Below are 17,903 nucleotides of genomic sequence, written 5' to 3'. Positions count from 1 at the left end.
GAAGGACACTAGCCGCTAGGGCGCTGGAGCTAGACAGTAAAGAAAAGCGGAAACGCCCTTCAGGTGTAATGAACTGTTGCCGTTTTACATTAGGAACGAATAAATGGATAGGACAGCAATAGAACCAAGTACAACAACAATGACATTAGCTCCTAAGAAGGCAGCAATCAAGGCAGCGGCTGCACCCAATACCCCATACCAAATATCGTTTTTTTGTATAAAAATAATGGCAGGAAAAATTAATGCCCCCAGCGTCGCAAACGGGACATTTTTTAATACACCTTGAACAAAAGGCGGCAGCTCCTTCCCTTTAAATAATACGAAAGGGAGCATCCGCGGAATATATGTAACCAAACCCATTCCAATGATCATCCAAACGATTTCAGTCTTCATGTCTGACACTCCGATTTCTCATTTTAATTACTTCAGCTGTTTCGATAATGATAGCTGAAAGAAGCGTTGCTGTAACAATTGCCCAGCCTTGAGCCATTAGGTTTCCAATTGTAAAAATCGTATTAAAAACAGCGGCTAGCACCGCTAAACATACCACTTTTACACTTTTTTTCATGGACGGAACCAAGAGGCCAATAAACATAGCATAAAGAGCAACTGACATACTCTCCTGTAATGTTTTAGGCAGACTTGCCCCAATTAAATGACCTACTCCTGAAAAAACCACCCAACTGGAATAAGATACAGAGATAACGCCAAACAAAAAACCTGTTGACACAGGGCCATCTTTTGTAGCAACAACTGAAAATGTTTCATCTGTAATACCAAATGAATAAATTAACTTATAGAGAAGATGATCCTCTTCAACCTTCTCGTTCAGTGATGTACTCATTAAAAAATGACGAATATTAACAATAAATGTTGTTAATATGATTTCAAATATACCCGTTCCATAAGCGATTAAGCTTAGCGAGATATATTGGGCTGCTCCAGCAAACACAATGAGACTCATCAAGATTGTTTCATAAATTGATAATCCAGACGTTTTAGCGAGAAGTCCAAAGGTCAACGCAATTGGAAAATAACCAATACCGATACTAATCCCCGCTTGGATTCCCTTCTTAAATTCAGTCGATTCTCTACTAAATGATAGCTCCGCCACCTTTTTCTCCCCCTTGCACTTTCTCATATAAACATAAATAATAGCAAATTTTCAGTAAAAATAAAATAAAAAGAAACATGGTGCCAGATTACTAGCACCATGTTTCTTTATTTCCCTTTAAAGATCGGCTTTCTTTTTTCTGTGAACGCCTGTAATGCTTCGATTCGATCTTCTGTTGGAAGCGTTACTTCATATGCCTTCCGTTCCAATTGAAGTCCAGTATATAGGTCAGTGTTCATTCCATTTTTTATGGCAAATTTCGCTTGTTGTACGGCAATGGGGCCATTTGCAAGTAATTGTGAACAAAAGGCAAAACACTCAGTAACTAACTCTTTTCGTTCCACTACCTTTGTTAGCAGTCCTAAGGAAATAGCCTCTGGTGCAGATAAACGCCTTGCAGTTAAGATGAGTTCCAACGCCTTCGCCATCCCAATCAATCGCGGGAGTCTTTGCGTCCCACCTGCACCGGGAATGATGGCCAAACTTGTTTCCGTTAAACCCATTACTGCCTCTCTTGCGGAGATACGAAAATCACAAGCCAAGGCTAGTTCCATACCGCCGCCAAAAGCAAAGCCGTTAATAGCAGCTATGGTCGGTTGCGGCAAATTATCAATTGCCGTAAAGACTTCATTTATTTTGTATAGGTTCCGTTTTACCTGTTCATCGGATAACGTTTTTCTTTCCTTTAAATCTGCCCCCACACTAAATGCTTTCTCACCAGTACCAATAAATATGACTGCCCGAATTTCTGGATTCGTTCGAATGTCTTCGACCTTTTTCTGTAAGCCGAGCAATATTTCATAGTTAAATGCATTAAGAGCATCGGCTCGATTAATGGTCACTAAAGCTACATGATTAGTTATTTCCAGTAATATTGACTCCACAATGTGCCCCCCTTATACCAGCAGCAGTCTAACTGACCTGCCCTCTATGTTAAGAATTACTTACAGCTTGGAGCACTTGATCTTTCAGTGCCCTTCTTAATATTTTTCCGGTTGTATTCTTTGGAAGTTCTTCTATAAAATCAATCGAGGATGGAATTTTATACTTTGCCAAATGTTCCTTGCAGTAATCTAGTAATTGCTCTGCTGAAAGTCCTGGGGTCTTGCTGACAACAAATGCTTTAACAGCCTCACCAAGATTCGGATCTGGAACACCGAAAACAGCAACCTCGACAACATCGGGATGATTATAGATAATCTCCTCTACTTCACGTGGGTAGACGTTGTAGCCTCCAACTAAAATGAGGTCCTTTTTTCGATCGACAATATAAAAGTAGCCCTCTTCATCCATTCTGGCAAGATCCCCGGTGTGAAGCCAGCCATTTCGAATTGCAGCAGCTGTTTCTTCCGGCATTTTATAATACCCCTTCATTACATTCGGCCCTCTAACAACCAATTCCCCTACCTGACCTACAGGAACTTCTTCACCCATTTCATTTAAAACCTTATTTTCAACACGCAGAATGGAAGTACCGATCGACCCAGGCTTGCGCGGCCGGTCAAGTGGATTAAAGCAGGTTACGGGTGATGCTTCAGATAAGCCATAACCTTCTGAAACTGCTACATTAAACTTTTTTTCAAAGTTTTTTAAGAGGGCTACAGGTAATGATGCACCTCCTGAAATACATAAGCGTAAGGATTTTAGGTCGTCAGGATTGCCCTCTGGATATTGGAAGAGGAAATTATACATGGTAGGGACACCTGCAAAAACAGTCGCTTGACTTTCCTTAACAAGTGCAAAAATTTCTTTTGGACTAAATTTAGGTTCAATTAATAGTGTCGCTCCACTTAATAATGGTGCATTTAACGCAACTGTCAAGCAGAATACATGAAACATTGGCAGAACGGTCACTATTCGATCTTCCGGATTCATTTTTAAATATTCACCCACATCTTTAGCGTTACTATACAAATTGTTATGGGTTAACATTGCGCCTTTGGGTTTCCCAGTGGTACCAGAAGTATATAGAATAATAGCTGTATCATCATCTTGTAATTCAGGTCCATTAAAGGTAAGTTCTCCGGAAGCGACCACCTCTGTAAACGATTTCATTTTTGAATAACCTGAAAGATTTTCAATTACGGATTCTACACTGCTATTTGGAGTTGTTTCACAAAAAATGTAATTCTCAATTTTAGGTAGGAAAGTATGCAATTTCTCAACTAACGGAATCGCCATGTCTAGGGCAACTACTACTTTAACATCACCATTATTTAATATGTAGCCAATTTCATCTGCAGTATAAATAGGATTGACTGGAATAACAGTTGCTCCTAATCTTAATGCCCCATATAAACTAATGACAAAGTGCGGGGAGTTTCCTAATAATAATGCAATATGGTCTCCCTGTTTGACTCCTAATTTTGTAAGACCAGATGCAAATTTTGTAATGGCCACGTCTAATTCAGCATATGTACATGCTTGGTCCATAAAATAATAGGCCGGTTTAGCAGCAAAGTTTTTCGCTGATTCTTCAAACTGTGATAACAGATTCATAATTTTCCCCCTTATGTGAATGAACATTCATTCATAAAATTGTGACAATTTTCTAAATATATTATATTAAAAGAAATGAACCTATTCAAGCATAATGATAGAAAATTCGGATTAAATAGAAAACACAGCGTGTCCACGCTGTGCCTCCGCTTTTAATATAATAAATTTAAAAATTCATCCTTTGCAACATTTCCAAAGTAATAAGTAGTATCCAAACCTTCGAGCGCCTTTTCTATTTCACTTTTTTCATAGCGAATACCAATTAATTTATTCTCAATTTCACTTACATCACCCACGCCAAAAAAGTCACCATAGATTTTGCAATTTTCAATGACCCCTTTACTCACCTCGAGACGGACATCAATCGAGCCTACTGGAAAGCGGTGAGAGTTCTGCAGATTGAATTTAGGTGATTTGCCATAATTCCATTCCCAGTTTTGATAGCGTTCTTTGGAGAGCTGATGAATCTTTTCCCAATCCTCTTCTGTAAGAACATATTCTGGTATTTCTTGCTGGCCTTTAAATATATTCTTTAACAATATTGAACGGAATTCTCCAATCTCCAATTTTTCCGGAAGAAATTCAGAAATATTAGCAACCCGGCTGCGGACCGATTTAATCCCTTTTGACTCTATCTTATCTTTCTTTACTTTCAATGCTGATACTACGTTTTCAATTTCAGAATTAAGCATCAGCGTACCATGGCTAAACATTCTGCCCTTTGTTGAGAATTGAGCATTACCAGAGATTTTACGGCCACCGACTTCTATGTCATTCCGACCACTCAATTCTGCATTTACCCCTAATTTTTTCAATGCAGAGACTACAGGCTCGGTGAATTTACGGAAGTTATGAAAGCTTTCGCCATCATCCTTGGTAATAAAGCTAAAATTTAAATTTCCAAGGTCATGATAAACCGCACCGCCGCCAGAAAGTCTGCGGACAACTTTAATACTATTACCTTCTACATACTCCGTATTAATTTCTTCAATGGTATTTTGATTTTTCCCAATAATGATTGAAGGTTCATTTATGTAAAATAATAAATATGTCTCATTAATATCAAGATTTTTTAATGCGTATTCTTCAATTGCCAAATTTATTTGCGGATCGGTAATCCCTTTATTATCGATAAATAGCATAGTTTTCTGCCCCTTCTTATATTGAAATAGATTGAAACTCTTCTGCAAGCATTATTATACCAGTAAATTCATTTGCTGCTTCGGTGATTAACTCAGATATATCTCCATAATGAGGCAGGTGGGTTAGAATTAATTGTTTGACTTCCGCTTTTTGGGCAAACTTCCCTGCATCAACACTATTCATATGTCCAGCAGACTTCCCATTTTGATGTCTATAAAAGTTACATTCGCACAGCAATAGATCAGTGCTTTGGCTGAACTCGATAAATTCATCTTTAAAGGAACTATCACCTGTATAGACAATTGACTTCCCAGAGGCCTCAATTCTCATTGCGAAGCATGGGGCCGGATGATCGGTCCTAAGAAACGATACTTGAAATGGACCGACTGTAAGAGTCTCATTCGGAGTATAAGAAACGCCTTTTGTTATATCTTTATAGGTCAATTTACTAAATTCATAAGGGTCCAATTGATGACCAAATAGTGGGAGAGTTGGAGGCTTCTTTCCTAAAAAGCCTTGAATTAATCTCGCATGCTGTAATACACCAATATCTGCAATGTGATCGGGATGGTAATGTGAAAGAATAACGGCATCTAAATTCTCTGGTTGTGTAATATTTTGTAACTTAGAAAGAACCCCGCTGCCACAATCAATTAATAATTGATATCCTTCATGTTCCAGCAAATAACCTGAACTAGCTCCATTCTTTTTCGGATACCCACCCCAATAACCAATAATCGTAAGTTTCAATTTGGCCCCTCCAATTCATTGTTTATATTCCTAATATACTCCAAAACATTAAACAACAGAAAACTATGCAGAATTGTTCACTGGAATAGTGCAGAAAAAAGAGCTGTTAGTATGAACAGCTCTTTTTTAGACCTCTTGTTTTTTTAAATAATTCATTACATTTTGGACGGCTGTCTCTCCTTGGTCAATACAATCAGGGAGTCCAACTCCACCATAGGAAGAACCTGCTAAAAATACACCAGGCAACTCAGCATTCATGTGCTCAGTAATTTCTGCTATTCTTTTCTTGTGTCCTACTGTATATTGAGGCATTGAATTCTTCCAACGTGAAATAATGGAAAAATCAGGATTCATCGTGATATCCATGGTTTTTTTCAAGTCATCAAGGACAATTTTAATAATTCTATCATCTGAGAGGTCAACGATTGTTTCATCACCAGACCTTCCGACGTAACATCGAAGCAATACTTTCCCTTTCGGTGTTGAATGTGCCCACTTTTTATGTGTCCAGGTACAGGCAGTGATAGAATAATCACTATTTCTTGAGACTACAAAGCCCGTTCCATCAATATCATTCTTCACTGCTTCTTCAGGAAATGCTAAAGCCACAGTTGCTACCGACGTAGAAGGCACTGTTTTAAATGGATCAAAAAAATGATAATCGGCAAACATCGCTTGGGTTAACTTATGTGGAGTGGCTGCAATAATACTATCTGCCGACAATGTCTCACCGTTATTGAGGTAAACATCATATTTATTACCGTGTTTTGTAATTTTATCCACACGATGACCTTTTAAAATGGATCTACTGTCTATTTTTGCTTCAATAGCTTCAGCAAACGATTGAAGTCCCGTCTTAAAGGTTAAAAAAGCACCTTTATCTTTTTCCTTACTTTCAGGCTGTTTTGGTTGGGAAGGAGTGGATTTTTTCATGCCAATGATCAGGCTTCTGTATTTCTGTTCTACCTCATAAAATTGTGGAAATGTAGACATGAGGCTTAATTGATCAATATCTCCGGCGTATATCCCAGACAATAATGGTTCAATTAAATTTTCAACAACCTCATCTCCAAGTCTTCTTCTAAAAAATTCACCTAAAGATTGGTCTTTTCCACTTTCTGACCTTGGTAGAATGAAATCGGCCGCAGCTCTTAGTTTACCGGGAATGGAAAAAAGACCAGTTGTAATAAACGGTCCAACTTCGGTCGGTATTCCCATGATCGAACCACCGGGCATAGAGTGTAGTTTCTCGTTTACTAAAACGAATGATTTACCCGTGGAATTATGGACTAATTGATCATCCATTCCTACTTCCTTTGCAAGCCTAATAATACTCGTCTTCCGAGCTAAGAATGAATCGGGCCCTCTCTCGATTGTAAAACCGTCCTTAACGACGGTTTGCATCTTGCCGCCGAGACGGTGTGATGCTTCGATGAGTTTAATCTCGATTGGGAGATTTTGTTCCTGTATTGCTTTTTGAAGATAGAAAGCTGAGGTTAGTCCAGCAATCCCTCCCCCAATGATAATTACTTTTTGTTTTTCTTCCGCCACGGTGGTCACCTTCTTCAATTTTAAACTTTCTTAAGCTTATTGTGCTGTCATTTTAAGAACGACGGTCGACAATGCATCAATAAATTCTTCCTTAGCATTAGGCATTTCCGGGCGATAATAACTTGCACCTAATTCTTCCGTCACTTTTCTACATTCAAAATCATTGTCATATAGCACTTCAAGGTGTTCACATACAAACCCTACCGGTGCATATACAAACGCCTTATAATGGTGCTCTTTATATAAATCTCTAGTTAAATCCTGAACATCTGGACCAAGCCAAGGTTCTGGAGTTTGCCCAGCACTTTGCCAGCCAACCACATAATTTTTTATTCCTGCCTGTTCTGCAATTAGGTCCGCTGTTTCTTGCAGCTGGCGTGGATATGGGTCTCCAAATTGAAGTATTTTTTCGGGCAGACTATGGGCAGAAACAATCAGCACTGACTGGTTTCTTTCACCCTCCGGCATTTTTGCAAAGACTTGTTTAACCTTTTCAGCCCAATATTCAATAAACTTTGGTTCCTGGTACCAGCTTTCAATCGACCTTATTATTAACTTTCCGCCTAATTTTTCTGCTTCTTCTAACGCTCTTCCATTATAGGATTTAATACTGAAGGTTGAGAAATGAGGAGCAAGAACGATACTAATTGCCTCTTCTATACCATCCGCATGCATTTGTTTAACAGCATCTTCAATAAACGGTTTGATGTGTTTTAATCCAAGATACATTTTAAATTCTATGTTTGGTTGCATTCTATTTAAATGTTCTTCGAGTTTTTCTGCTTGTTCTAGTGTAATCTTAGCCAAAGGGGAAATCCCGCCAATCGCTTCATACCTGCTGCGCAGTTCTTCAATCATCTCTGGAGTGGGCTTACGGCCGTGTCGAATGTGGGTATAGTAACCCTCTAAATCATCCAATGTATATGGGGTACCGTAAGCCATTACCAGCAATCCCATTTTCCTTTTTGTCATGTTCGCACCTCGTTCTCAAATCTCTTCGCTTTTTCCCATCAATTTATTCTGGGTAAGGTCATTAAAGGCTGGAATGCCCTTAATGACCCCTTTTAAAGCATGCTATATTATTGTGCCAAAAAATTGGATTACTTACCAATTTTAAGACTTAAGATGTGAACTTAACGACCTACTTTTGATGCTGAGTACTCATGAACAAATGATGCTAATTTTTTCAATGTTTCTGGATTTACAGAAGGGAATACACCGTGACCTAAATTAAAGATATAGCCATCTTGGGCCATTCCTTGATCTAAAATTGCCTTGGCCTTTTCCTCAATAACTTCCCAAGGTGCTAATAAAATAGCGGGGTCTAGGTTACCTTGAACAGTCTTATGAATACCTATTTCTCTTGCTTGCTTTATAGGCATGCGCCAATCTAAACCGACAACATCAAGCGGCAGGTCGTTCCATTCTAAGGCTAGATGGCTGGCACCGACGCCAAACATAATTAACGGCACATTTTCTTCTTTTAATGAAGTAAAGATACGGTTCATAATTGGTTTAATAAAATAACGGTAATCTTCAACATTTAATGCTCCCACCCATGAATCAAAAATCTGAATGGCACGTGCACCAGCTTGAATCTGCGATTTCACATATGTAATGATCATATCGCCAAGTTTTTCCATAAGGGCAAACCATGCCTTTGGCTCGGTATACATAAATGCTTTTGTCTTATTATAGTTTTTAGATGGGCCGCCTTCGATCATATAACTTGCAAGCGTGAAAGGGGCACCTGAGAAACCAATTAATGGTACAGACAACTGCTCTTGGGTCAATAATTTAATTGTATCTAAAACATAAGGAACATCTTGTTCTGGATTTATTTCACCTAATTTTTCAACATCAGCCAAAGAACGAATTGGATTATCAATAACTGGTCCAATTCCACCCTTTATTTCAACTTCCATACCAATCGCAGGAAGCGGTGTCATGATATCCTTATATAAAATCGCTGCATCCACATTATATTGCTCAACAGGCAAGCGCGTAACATATGCACATAACTCCGGCTGGTGAGTAATTTCAAAAAGTGAGTATTTTTCTTTAATTGCTCTGTATTCTGGCTGTGAACGACCAGCCTGACGCATGTACCAAACAGGTACATGGTCTGTTTTCTCACCTCTTGCGGCTTTTAAAAATGTTTCATTAATCGGTCTTGTCATTACTGTATGTCCACCTTTCAAAACGTGTCTGTTGTCCATTTTAATATATATAGCATAAATTTAAAACTTACTGATTGTTTCTAAACTGTTTTTACTATATCTATTTATCCTATTTGTGTATAGCTAACGATATTAACTGTCAAAAAAAAGTCGTTTTTATGTTTTTAAATTTGTAAAAATCAGCAAACCACTTCCCATAATTTTTTCACTTTCCTCTCACCACTTAAGGCAATTTTCATATTCTGTATTACATCCAACAGGGCTATAGCCCTCTTGGTAAATGAGAGGAGGGAATGGAATGGTAGTCGAGCTTACTGCTCTTCATTGGATCTATGTGACCTTTATAGTCCTTATTATTGGGTTCATGGTAATGAGACGGGACACGTCGATTGTATGTATCGTTGGTATTTTCCTAATTGCTATTACAGCAACAGGGTCGTTAAGTCATTCAATAAGCAGCATCTTCAACAGTTTCAGTTATGCCATTACAGAATTATTATCTACTATTCTCGTTATTTCCATAATTGTTGCGATGAGCAATACATTAACGGTAACCGGAATTAATGATGTCATGATTTCACCATTTCGAAAGTTAATCCGCAATCCAACACTTGCGTATTGGACAATTGGTATTCTCATGATGGTGATCTCTTGGTTCTTCTGGCCATCACCTGCTGTTGCCTTATTAGGGGCTGTACTTCTTCCCGTTGCTATTCGTGCCGGACTCCCAGCACTAGGCGTAGCGATGGCGATGAACTTGTTTGGTCATGGAATCGCTTTATCAGGTGACTTTGTCATTCAAGCTGCTCCTAAGTTAACCTCTGATGCAGCCGGTATTCCTATTCAAGATGTTATTGATGCAAGCATTCCATTAGTGTTTATTATGGGTCTAGTGACAACCGTTGCTGCTTTCTACTTCTTAAGGAGGGATATGAAGCGCGGTGTACTAACTACTACAACCTCTGTCAACGAGGAAACTCCATCTGAGGGAACCATCGAACACCCTACGCTTTTATCACTTGGGCAAAAACGTTTCTTTGCTTTTCTAGTACCATTATTATTTGCAGCCGATGTAGCCGCTATGTCTGTTCTAGATTTAGCTGGCGGGGATGCTACTGCATTAATCGGTGGTACCTCCATTCTTATTCTTCTATTAATTACACTAACAAGTCATAAAAATAAAGGCTTAGAAAAAACAACCCAATATTTAATTGAAGGATTCCAATTTGGATTTAAGGTTTTCGGTCCTGTTATCCCAATTGCCGCCTTCTTTTATTTAGGTGATGCTGGATTTGGAAAAATCATTGGGGATTACTTACCAAAAGCATCGCAAGGTATTGTTAATGACTTAGGCGTTTCTCTAGCTAATATCGTACCATTGAGTAAAGAAGTTGGGGCAATTACCTTAACAACAGTAGGGGCGATTACCGGTTTGGATGGATCAGGCTTTTCAGGTATTTCTCTTGCCGGCTCAGTCGCAAGCCTTTTTGCCATTGCGATTGGCAAAGGTGCTGCCACACTAACAGCCCTCGGGCAAATTGCCGCAATCTGGGTGGGCGGTGGGACACTTGTCCCATGGGCGTTAATTCCAGCAGCTGCAATCTGTAATGTTGACCCATTCGAACTTGCAAGGCGAAACCTCCTCCCAGTTGTCATTGGTCTCGTTGTAACAACAATAGCAGCAATGTTCTTAATTTAACCGAAACAAAGAGGCTGATCATCTGACCAGCCTCTTGCTTATTTTGCTCGTTTTTTAAAATAGTTGTATAGTAAAATCCAAATAACAACCCAAAGATATCCTAATGCATAGCCGCCTATGACATCCGTAGGATAATGTACATGCAGGATAATTCGGCTGGCCCCAATCAATAATAGCAGGATGGCTGTGATGACAGCAATCGTTACTTTTCCAGCTCTAGATTTTGCTTCCTCCAATAGCAGATACGCAATCATGAAATAAACAATCATCCCAACCATGGCATGACCGCTCGGGAAACTATAACTCTTTACATAAACAAGATGCTCAAGGTCTGGCCTTGGTCGCTGAAAAGCATCTTTTAATATCTTACTAACTTCATTCCCGATGCCCAATGATAATGCAAGGACTGCTGCACCAAGCAAATTTCTTTTTTTTAATAACAGCCAGACAAGTGCAAGTAACGCTGCTACCCCTATTCCTATTTTATCGCCCATTACAGTAATTTGAATAAAAAATGGAATGACTGATTCAGGAACATGTGAAAACAGCCCTGCAACCTGTTCATCTATCCAAAATTGGCTTCTCATTGCCACATTAATGGATATAAATACTGCGCATAAGACAGCGAAAATAATAAATAAATAGGAAAAATTCCTTTTGTTATTTCGTTTCATCCTCCATACCCTTTCCTGCACATTACTAATTGAAATTCTAGTAAAATTATAAATAAATTGAATATAAAAATCTACTTTATAGTATAAAGGTGTTAAAATAGTTTGATAATACCTTTTCATTTCTAATATGTTTGGGGGGATAAATATGTTAAACAAGTTGTTTTCAGCACTTGAAGGTTCCTACGAAGAAATGGTTACGATTCGCCGCTATATGCACCAGCATCCGGAATTATCTTTTCAAGAGTATAATACAGCAAAGTTCATTCAATCCTTTTATGAAAAACTCCAAATTGAAGTCAAAGGGAATGTTGGCGGGAATGGTGTAGTTGCCAAGGTTTATGGTAAAAAACCTGGTAAGACCGTAGCCTTACGGGCAGATTTTGATGCTTTACCTATTCAGGATGAAAAGGATGTTCCTTATAAATCGTTAATCCCTGGGGTCATGCATGCTTGTGGACATGATGGGCATACAGCGACTCTCCTTGTCCTTGCCAAAATATTAAATGACCTAAAAGAGGATTTGGAAGGCACGTATGTCTTTATCCACCAACATGCAGAGGAGTATGCCCCCGGTGGAGCGAATTCAATGATAGAAGACGGCTGCCTAGAGGGTGTGGATGTAATTTTTGGTACGCATTTATGGGCAAGTGAACCTACAGGAACCATTCAATATCGAACGGGACCGATTATGGCAGCAGCAGACCGGTTTGAAATTGAAATTCAAGGCAAAGGCGGCCATGGAGCCCAGCCTCATAAGACAGAGGACGCTATCGTTATAGCCTCTCAGCTGGTCTTAAATCTGCAGCAGATTGTCAGTCGCAGGGTAAATCCAATCGATTCCGCTGTTGTCACCGTCGGCTCTTTTTCAGCTCAAAATGCATTTAACGTTATTGCGGACAAAGCCCAGCTCATAGGCACGGTCCGAACCTTCAATGATGACGTCCGCCAATTTATTGAAGATGAAATGGAACGAATTATTGCAGGTACATGTGCAATGACAGGCAGTTCTTATAACTTTAAGTATGAGCGTGGCTACCCAGCAGTGGTCAATCATCTAAAAGAAACAGCTTTTATAACTTCTTGTGCACAACAAGTCACAGAAGTCCACACGATTGAAGAAACCGAACCGCAAATGGGCGGAGAAGATTTTGCTTATTATTTGCAAAACGTGCCTGGTACGTTCTTCTTCACAGGTGCAAAACCTATTGGTAATGAGACAGGCTACCCACACCACCACCCCAAATTCGATATTGATGAAAATGCGATGTTAATTGCAGCGAAAACACTGGGTGCAGCGGCTATTAACATACAGTGTAACAAGTGAGAAAAAATCCCCTCGACTCAAATTGTGTCAGGGGATTTTTGTAATAATCTTAAACGATAAGCATTCATCGCTGTCTCTCCTAAATGCTTGAGGAGATTATTATTTGCATAAGCACCGACAAATGCACCAATTCCAGGAACAAGCTGGAGCATTTTTGCAAGGTCGATATAATCGCGGTACTCTTGCTGAAATTTGCGCCAATCCATTTCTACAAGCGTCTGTTTGCGGTTCTCCCAGTTTTCAATTTCAGCTAAGGTATTTTTACGAATCTCTTCACTTGAAAATGCTAGTTGAAAAACATGGAGGATAAACAGTCTCTCAGAATACTCCTTTGTATTAAAACCGTAGATTGAGGCTGCTTCAAAAAGAAATTTCATCTTAATGGATAACAGTAATGGAAAGTCAGCCAGACCTAATAAAATTCCACCTGCCCCTGTACCTGCACCTTCGATCATCGCTGTCTTCTGAAACACCGCTATTTTTTTAGCTGCAATTTCATCTCTTTCTTCTAGGCTTAACCCGCGTGCCTGGTCCTTATTCGTTGTCATTTGGGAGCCAAATAAAGTTGCTTTAACCATTGCTTTAATACTTTCAGTCATAACCTCATGAACCTTTTCTGGGATGAAGTCATTAATTTTCAATTGTGCTTTTTTGGAAATGCGGTTCATCATTCCTGAACGTCTGGTTAATTTTCGCTTCCATTCTTCGACTTCGTCTAAAATCTTTAATTCATACTCGTTCATATGTCACCCCTCCACTACAATCTTATGCATACATACGAAGATCTCCGCCCATAGTTTCAAAAAAGTCCCCTTTTTGAAAAAGGGGACTACTTTGATTATCCTTTTAACCGATTTTTAGCGTAGAAATACACAAAAATATAACTAAACACTAATCCAGCTAATAAAGAAAGCAGGGAAATTAAAAGCTCACCCTTCACTACAACAAGCAGGGAGTAAATAACCGTTTGGATTGTTAGAATGATCATTAATAACGAGGAAAATGCACCCGTTTTATATTTTGGTTCCACCGGGTATAAATCTACCCATAGTTTATTTTGATGATGATTCCAAAGCGGAAGAAGTTGAAAACCTGTTAAATATAAGAACAATATACCAAGTAAAATTTGGCCCATTCCAAAAGAAATAAAATATATCGCGAGTCCACCAATAACTGTTAAGCGGATAAAGAGCCCAAAATAATCCGAGGACCGTAGAAACGCTCTCGAAAACAAATAAAGGTATGTATTTTCACGAGAAAATTTAATGCGGTTAAGAAATAGATCTAGCCATTTCCTCCTTTTTACCGTATCCCTTAATTTAGGCACATCGGTAAACATGTTAGCTAGTCTGTAAAAAGAAGACATTCTTTTTTCTTCTTGTTGAATCAATAAATCCCATTTTAGCCCCATTTTCTTTGTCTGATTTGAAAAGTTAAGATAGTACAAGGCACCAACCACCACAAGGACTAACATAATAATTAGGTTTGCTTGTTTAAATAACAAAAAAGTAAATGTTGCATTAATACAGTATCGAACAACGACGTCCCACCTATGGACAGACGACTGCACAAAATAATCTATTCGCCAGCTAGTAACTAAATTCCATACTTTGACCAAGATAAGACTAACGAAAAAAGGCAAAAATGAACGGTATCCCTCACCGCTTACATGTGCATACATTGGCATCATCACCGCCAATACCATAAGCAGAAGATATCCTTGAAAAACAAGACTGGCGACCCCAGAACGAAGAAAATACCCTTTTAATTTATCCTCAAGAGCGAGGATAAATACCTGGTCAGCTTCCAGCAGAAAATTGTAAACTGGGCTGTAGGTTAACAAAAAACCAATGACAATTGCGATAATTAATTCAACCGGAAAGCTATCGGGTAAGTTTTCAATCCAGCTTTGATAATAAAAAGAGGCTGTCCCAATTAAAAACAATAAAACAACGACAAGATGCCCATTAAAAATATAGCGCAAATACCTGCCTAAATCCTTAATCCGACCGCTAGCTCGGTCCTTCCAAAGTTTTTTATCCTCAAACATAATTTTCTTCCTTTGTTAATTGAATATATAGGTCATCTAACGAAGCAGTTGGCATAGAAAATTGCTCCCTCAGCTCCTCTAGCGTCCCTTTTGCACGTATTTTTCCTTCATGCAGGATCACAAATCGGTCACAATATTTTTCCGCAGTCGCAAGAATATGTGTGGACATAAGGATGCCAGCCCCGTTATCTTTCATTTTTTTCATTAAATCAAGCAGGGACTGTATTCCAAGTGGATCAAGTCCAACAAATGGTTCATCAACAATATATAATGATGGCTGAATTAAAAATGCACACATTATCATGACCTTTTGCTTCATGCCTTTTGAAAAATGAGCAGGAAACCACTTTAACCGCTTTTCCATCCGAAATTCTGACAGTAATGGAGCTACTCGCTCTTTAAAAGTGGACTCATTAAGACCATATGCCATTGCAGTAAGTCTCAGATGCTCTTCTAATGTTAGTTCTTCATATAAAACTGGGGTTTCTGGCACAAAGGTAAACATCTTGCGATAAGCTTCTTTATTTTCAGTAAACGTTTGTCCTTTAATTTTTACTGTACCTTTTTGCGGTTCCATCAAACCAATGATGTGTTTAATGGTTGTACTCTTACCCGCCCCATTCAAACCAATGAGACCGACGAGCTCTTTTTCTTTTACTTCAAAGGAAACATCTTTTAAGACAGGATTCCTTGTATATCCACCGACAAGATTTTCAATCATTAATAAAGACATTTACAACGTCCTTCCTACGCAGGATTATCTTTTTATTTTAACAAATTGCCTTAGATAAAAATAGTTTTCAAATTTTTATCATGTTTTTGTATATTACTTTTGGGATTGGTTATCATAATATTCGAAGGGGAAACAACTTACTTCGATGAAGCGATTCATCAAAACTTGAGATGAGGTGTCTGTCAAAGACAATTAACATTTCAAAAAAAGTGAGCTTCCAATTCGTTTCAGATAAGGGGATGGTTGTTTTGTACAATGTGCACAGTAACCATTTTGAGTTCTAGTAACACCAAGTAATTGTTTATCGTAAAAAATAAACATTAAATGAGGTGTTTACCGCAGACTTCGACCTGTTTTTATAAGTTGGGAAAACATATAAAAACACTATAGGGGATGGTCAGCTTGAACAATAAAAATGTTTCTTTATAAAAACACTCTATGAAAAATGAGGTGTTTATCAAAGAACACTCCTAATGAACGTACCTTTTGAAGCAATTCCCCTTCGAGAGGGCAGGATTCCACGCGGATCCTGCCTTTTTCTTTTTTTGAATTTGTATGGTAAAATAATACAAACTATACAGAAGGGATAGTGTATGAATGAGCGATTGTATTTTTTGTAAAATTGTTAATGGAGAAATACCAGCAGCTAAGGTGTTTGAGAATGAACACGTTTTAGCTTTTTTAGATATTACCCAGGTAACAAAAGGACATACATTAGTTATTCCGAAAGTACATAAGGAAAACCTGTTTGAATTAACTCCCGAAATCGCCAGAAACCTTTTTGAAGTTGTCCCTGCCATTGCAAATGCCTTAAAAAAAGAATTCAACCCAATTGGATTAAATTCTATAAATAATAATGGTGAACATGCAGGCCAATCTGTCTTTCATTATCATATGCATTTAATTCCGCGTTATGGAAAAGGCGATGGATTTGGTGCTGTATGGAAAAGCAATCAAAGTGAGTATACTTTTCAAATGTTAGAAGATATGGCAGGTAATATTAATGAAAAGATAGATTTTTGAGGAATTTTCAATTATCTGAAAATTATTTCTTTATTATTTATATATTATTATGTTATAATGAAAACAGGTTTTTCGCTGCAGGCAAATAGTGCACTGCAGGAGAAACAAATAGATTAGTATAGCAGAGGAGAGAAGAGAAATGAATACGAAGAACATTGTAGTTTTAGCACTATTAGCAGGGATTGGGGTAGTCTTGCACACGGTAATGCCTAGTTTTCTAGGAATTAAACCTGACATGATGCTTGCAATGATGTTTTTAGGTATTATCCTTATTCCAGAGGTAAAGAGTGTTATGCTTTTATCAATTGTAACTGGGATACTGTCTGCATTAACAACAGGTTTTCCTGGGGGACAGATTCCTAATATCATTGATAAACCCATTACTGCATTAGTATTCCTCGGTTTGTTTTTAGTCTTAAAAAAATACCGGAATTCGATTGTAAGTGTTGGTGTATTAACCGCTATCGGAACGCTCGTTTCAGGTACAATCTTTTTAACGGCTGCATTCTTTCTAGTTGGCTTACCTGCGTCCTTTACTGCACTTTTTGCGGCAGGTGTTTTGCCAGCTATCGCCCTGAATACCGTTGTTATGATTATTTTGTATCCTGTAGCTCAATCCATTGTTAAGCGAACTAAATTAACAACACCTTCCGTCATTCAAAAATAATGGACGGGATCCTTTTTAAGAAAGAACCCCGTGGGGTTCTTTCTTATTATCCTCTATAGAAATTTATAGATTACCACAGTAATTAATAGGAAAATTACTCCACCTCCAAATAGAGCAGCAGCACGTTTCTTTATCACTTGTTTTGGAGGATATACACCGGGTCTAGTTAGGTCCAAGCAATATTTAATAGCACCTAATAAAAGGTAAGCGCTAAACAGAAAAAAAATGATGGCAGCAATTTTCATTTTTCCTAAGTCCCCCTATCTAGTTTCAGAATTTGAGCATTAGTTGTAACTATTTATATGTTTACATGTCCATTCCTATGAACATGGTCTACATGACGAGGGGAGCGATCCATCCTATTTTTAAAACTATTTTTATCTTAAATTTTCAAAAAGTTGCTATTATTCGGAGGATAACCTTGTATTTTAGACTATTATATTTACAAAAGTTGCTTTTTTTAAAATTTCAATAGATTATTGTTTTAATTTTTAAA

Annotated in this window: 18 protein-coding genes; 4 read left to right on the top strand and 14 right to left on the bottom strand. The window is 38.2% G+C overall.

Features of this window, described 5'->3' with window-relative positions; all coding sequences use genetic code 11:
• Positions 1-84 precede the first annotated feature (84 nt).
• The 9 genes from V7121_RS18095 to hemE form a co-directional block, all read right to left on the bottom strand.
• Complete coding sequence (locus tag V7121_RS18095) at positions 85-393, bottom strand: AzlD domain-containing protein (RefSeq protein WP_335493474.1); 309 nt, start codon at positions 391-393, stop codon at positions 85-87.
• Complete coding sequence (locus V7121_RS18090) at positions 383-1,114, bottom strand: AzlC family ABC transporter permease (RefSeq protein ID WP_335493476.1); 732 nt, start codon at positions 1,112-1,114, stop codon at positions 383-385. Before V7121_RS18090 ends, V7121_RS18095 begins: the two co-directional genes overlap by 11 nt.
• Positions 1,115-1,221: 107 nt before the next feature.
• Positions 1,222-1,998, bottom strand: a complete 777-nt coding sequence (locus V7121_RS18085) for an enoyl-CoA hydratase-related protein (RefSeq protein ID WP_335493478.1) — start codon at positions 1,996-1,998, stop codon at positions 1,222-1,224.
• A 49-nt stretch (positions 1,999-2,047) separates the two neighbouring features.
• A complete protein-coding gene (locus V7121_RS18080; protein ID WP_335493480.1) occupies positions 2,048-3,613 on the bottom strand; it encodes a fatty acid--CoA ligase family protein in 1,566 nt (521 codons plus the stop codon).
• Between the two features lie 152 nt (positions 3,614-3,765).
• A complete protein-coding gene (locus tag V7121_RS18075; RefSeq protein WP_335493482.1) occupies positions 3,766-4,755 on the bottom strand; it encodes a lipoate--protein ligase in 990 nt (329 codons plus the stop codon).
• Between the two features lie 16 nt (positions 4,756-4,771).
• Entirely contained in the window at positions 4,772-5,506 is a 735-nt protein-coding gene (locus V7121_RS18070; RefSeq protein ID WP_335493484.1) for an MBL fold metallo-hydrolase, read from the bottom strand.
• A 126-nt stretch (positions 5,507-5,632) separates the two neighbouring features.
• Complete coding sequence (gene hemY, locus V7121_RS18065; protein ID WP_335493486.1) at positions 5,633-7,057, bottom strand: protoporphyrinogen oxidase; 1,425 nt, start codon at positions 7,055-7,057, stop codon at positions 5,633-5,635.
• 36 nt (positions 7,058-7,093) lie between these two features.
• Positions 7,094-8,029 carry a ferrochelatase gene (gene hemH, locus V7121_RS18060; protein WP_335493488.1) on the bottom strand — a complete coding sequence of 312 codons (936 nt, stop codon included), beginning with the start codon at positions 8,027-8,029 and terminating at the stop codon, positions 7,094-7,096.
• A gap of 161 nt (positions 8,030-8,190) precedes the next feature.
• Entirely contained in the window at positions 8,191-9,237 is a 1,047-nt protein-coding gene (gene hemE, locus V7121_RS18055) for a uroporphyrinogen decarboxylase (RefSeq protein ID WP_335493490.1), read from the bottom strand.
• Positions 9,238-9,535: 298 nt separating this feature from the next.
• On the opposite strand from hemE, the gene V7121_RS18050 reads away from it, so the two are divergent.
• On the top strand, positions 9,536-10,936 hold the full coding sequence (locus V7121_RS18050) for a hypothetical protein (protein WP_335493492.1): 1,401 nt from the start codon (positions 9,536-9,538) through the stop codon (positions 10,934-10,936).
• Between the two features lie 38 nt (positions 10,937-10,974).
• On the opposite strand, the gene V7121_RS18045 is transcribed toward V7121_RS18050, so the two are convergent.
• The gene (locus V7121_RS18045; protein ID WP_335493494.1) at positions 10,975-11,610 is read right to left on the bottom strand and encodes a phosphatase PAP2 family protein; all 636 of its coding nucleotides are present in this window, start codon (positions 11,608-11,610) and stop codon (positions 10,975-10,977) included.
• Positions 11,611-11,755: 145 nt separating this feature from the next.
• On the opposite strand from V7121_RS18045, the gene V7121_RS18040 reads away from it, so the two are divergent.
• On the top strand, positions 11,756-12,934 hold the full coding sequence (locus tag V7121_RS18040; RefSeq protein WP_335547324.1) for a M20 family metallopeptidase: 1,179 nt from the start codon (positions 11,756-11,758) through the stop codon (positions 12,932-12,934).
• Positions 12,935-12,951: 17 nt separating this feature from the next.
• Here the strand turns inward: V7121_RS18040 and V7121_RS18035 are convergent, their stop codons facing one another.
• The 3 genes from V7121_RS18035 to V7121_RS18025 form a co-directional block, all read right to left on the bottom strand.
• Entirely contained in the window at positions 12,952-13,677 is a 726-nt protein-coding gene (locus V7121_RS18035) for an EcsC family protein (RefSeq protein ID WP_335547322.1), read from the bottom strand.
• A gap of 95 nt (positions 13,678-13,772) precedes the next feature.
• Positions 13,773-14,984, bottom strand: a complete 1,212-nt coding sequence (locus V7121_RS18030) for an ABC transporter permease (RefSeq protein WP_335547320.1) — start codon at positions 14,982-14,984, stop codon at positions 13,773-13,775.
• A complete protein-coding gene (locus tag V7121_RS18025; RefSeq protein ID WP_335493502.1) occupies positions 14,977-15,717 on the bottom strand; it encodes an ABC transporter ATP-binding protein in 741 nt (246 codons plus the stop codon). The genes V7121_RS18030 and V7121_RS18025 overlap by 8 nt, the downstream gene beginning before the upstream one ends.
• A gap of 597 nt (positions 15,718-16,314) precedes the next feature.
• Here V7121_RS18025 and V7121_RS18020 point away from each other — a divergent pair.
• Entirely contained in the window at positions 16,315-16,740 is a 426-nt protein-coding gene (locus V7121_RS18020) for an HIT family protein (RefSeq protein WP_335493504.1), read from the top strand.
• A gap of 139 nt (positions 16,741-16,879) precedes the next feature.
• Positions 16,880-17,407 (top strand): tryptophan transporter, encoded by a 528-nt coding sequence (locus V7121_RS18015; RefSeq protein WP_335493506.1) that lies wholly within the window; start codon positions 16,880-16,882, stop codon positions 17,405-17,407.
• Positions 17,408-17,460: 53 nt separating this feature from the next.
• Here V7121_RS18015 and V7121_RS18010 read toward each other — a convergent pair whose 3' ends face one another.
• On the bottom strand, positions 17,461-17,652 hold the full coding sequence (locus V7121_RS18010) for a hypothetical protein (protein WP_335493508.1): 192 nt from the start codon (positions 17,650-17,652) through the stop codon (positions 17,461-17,463).
• Between the last annotated feature and the right edge of the window lie 251 nt (positions 17,653-17,903).

This window comes from Neobacillus drentensis (assembly GCF_036962125.1).
Classification (GTDB): Bacteria; Bacillota; Bacilli; order Bacillales; family Cytobacillaceae; genus Neobacillus; species Neobacillus drentensis_B.
This window is presented reverse-complemented; position numbering and strand designations above follow the sequence as displayed.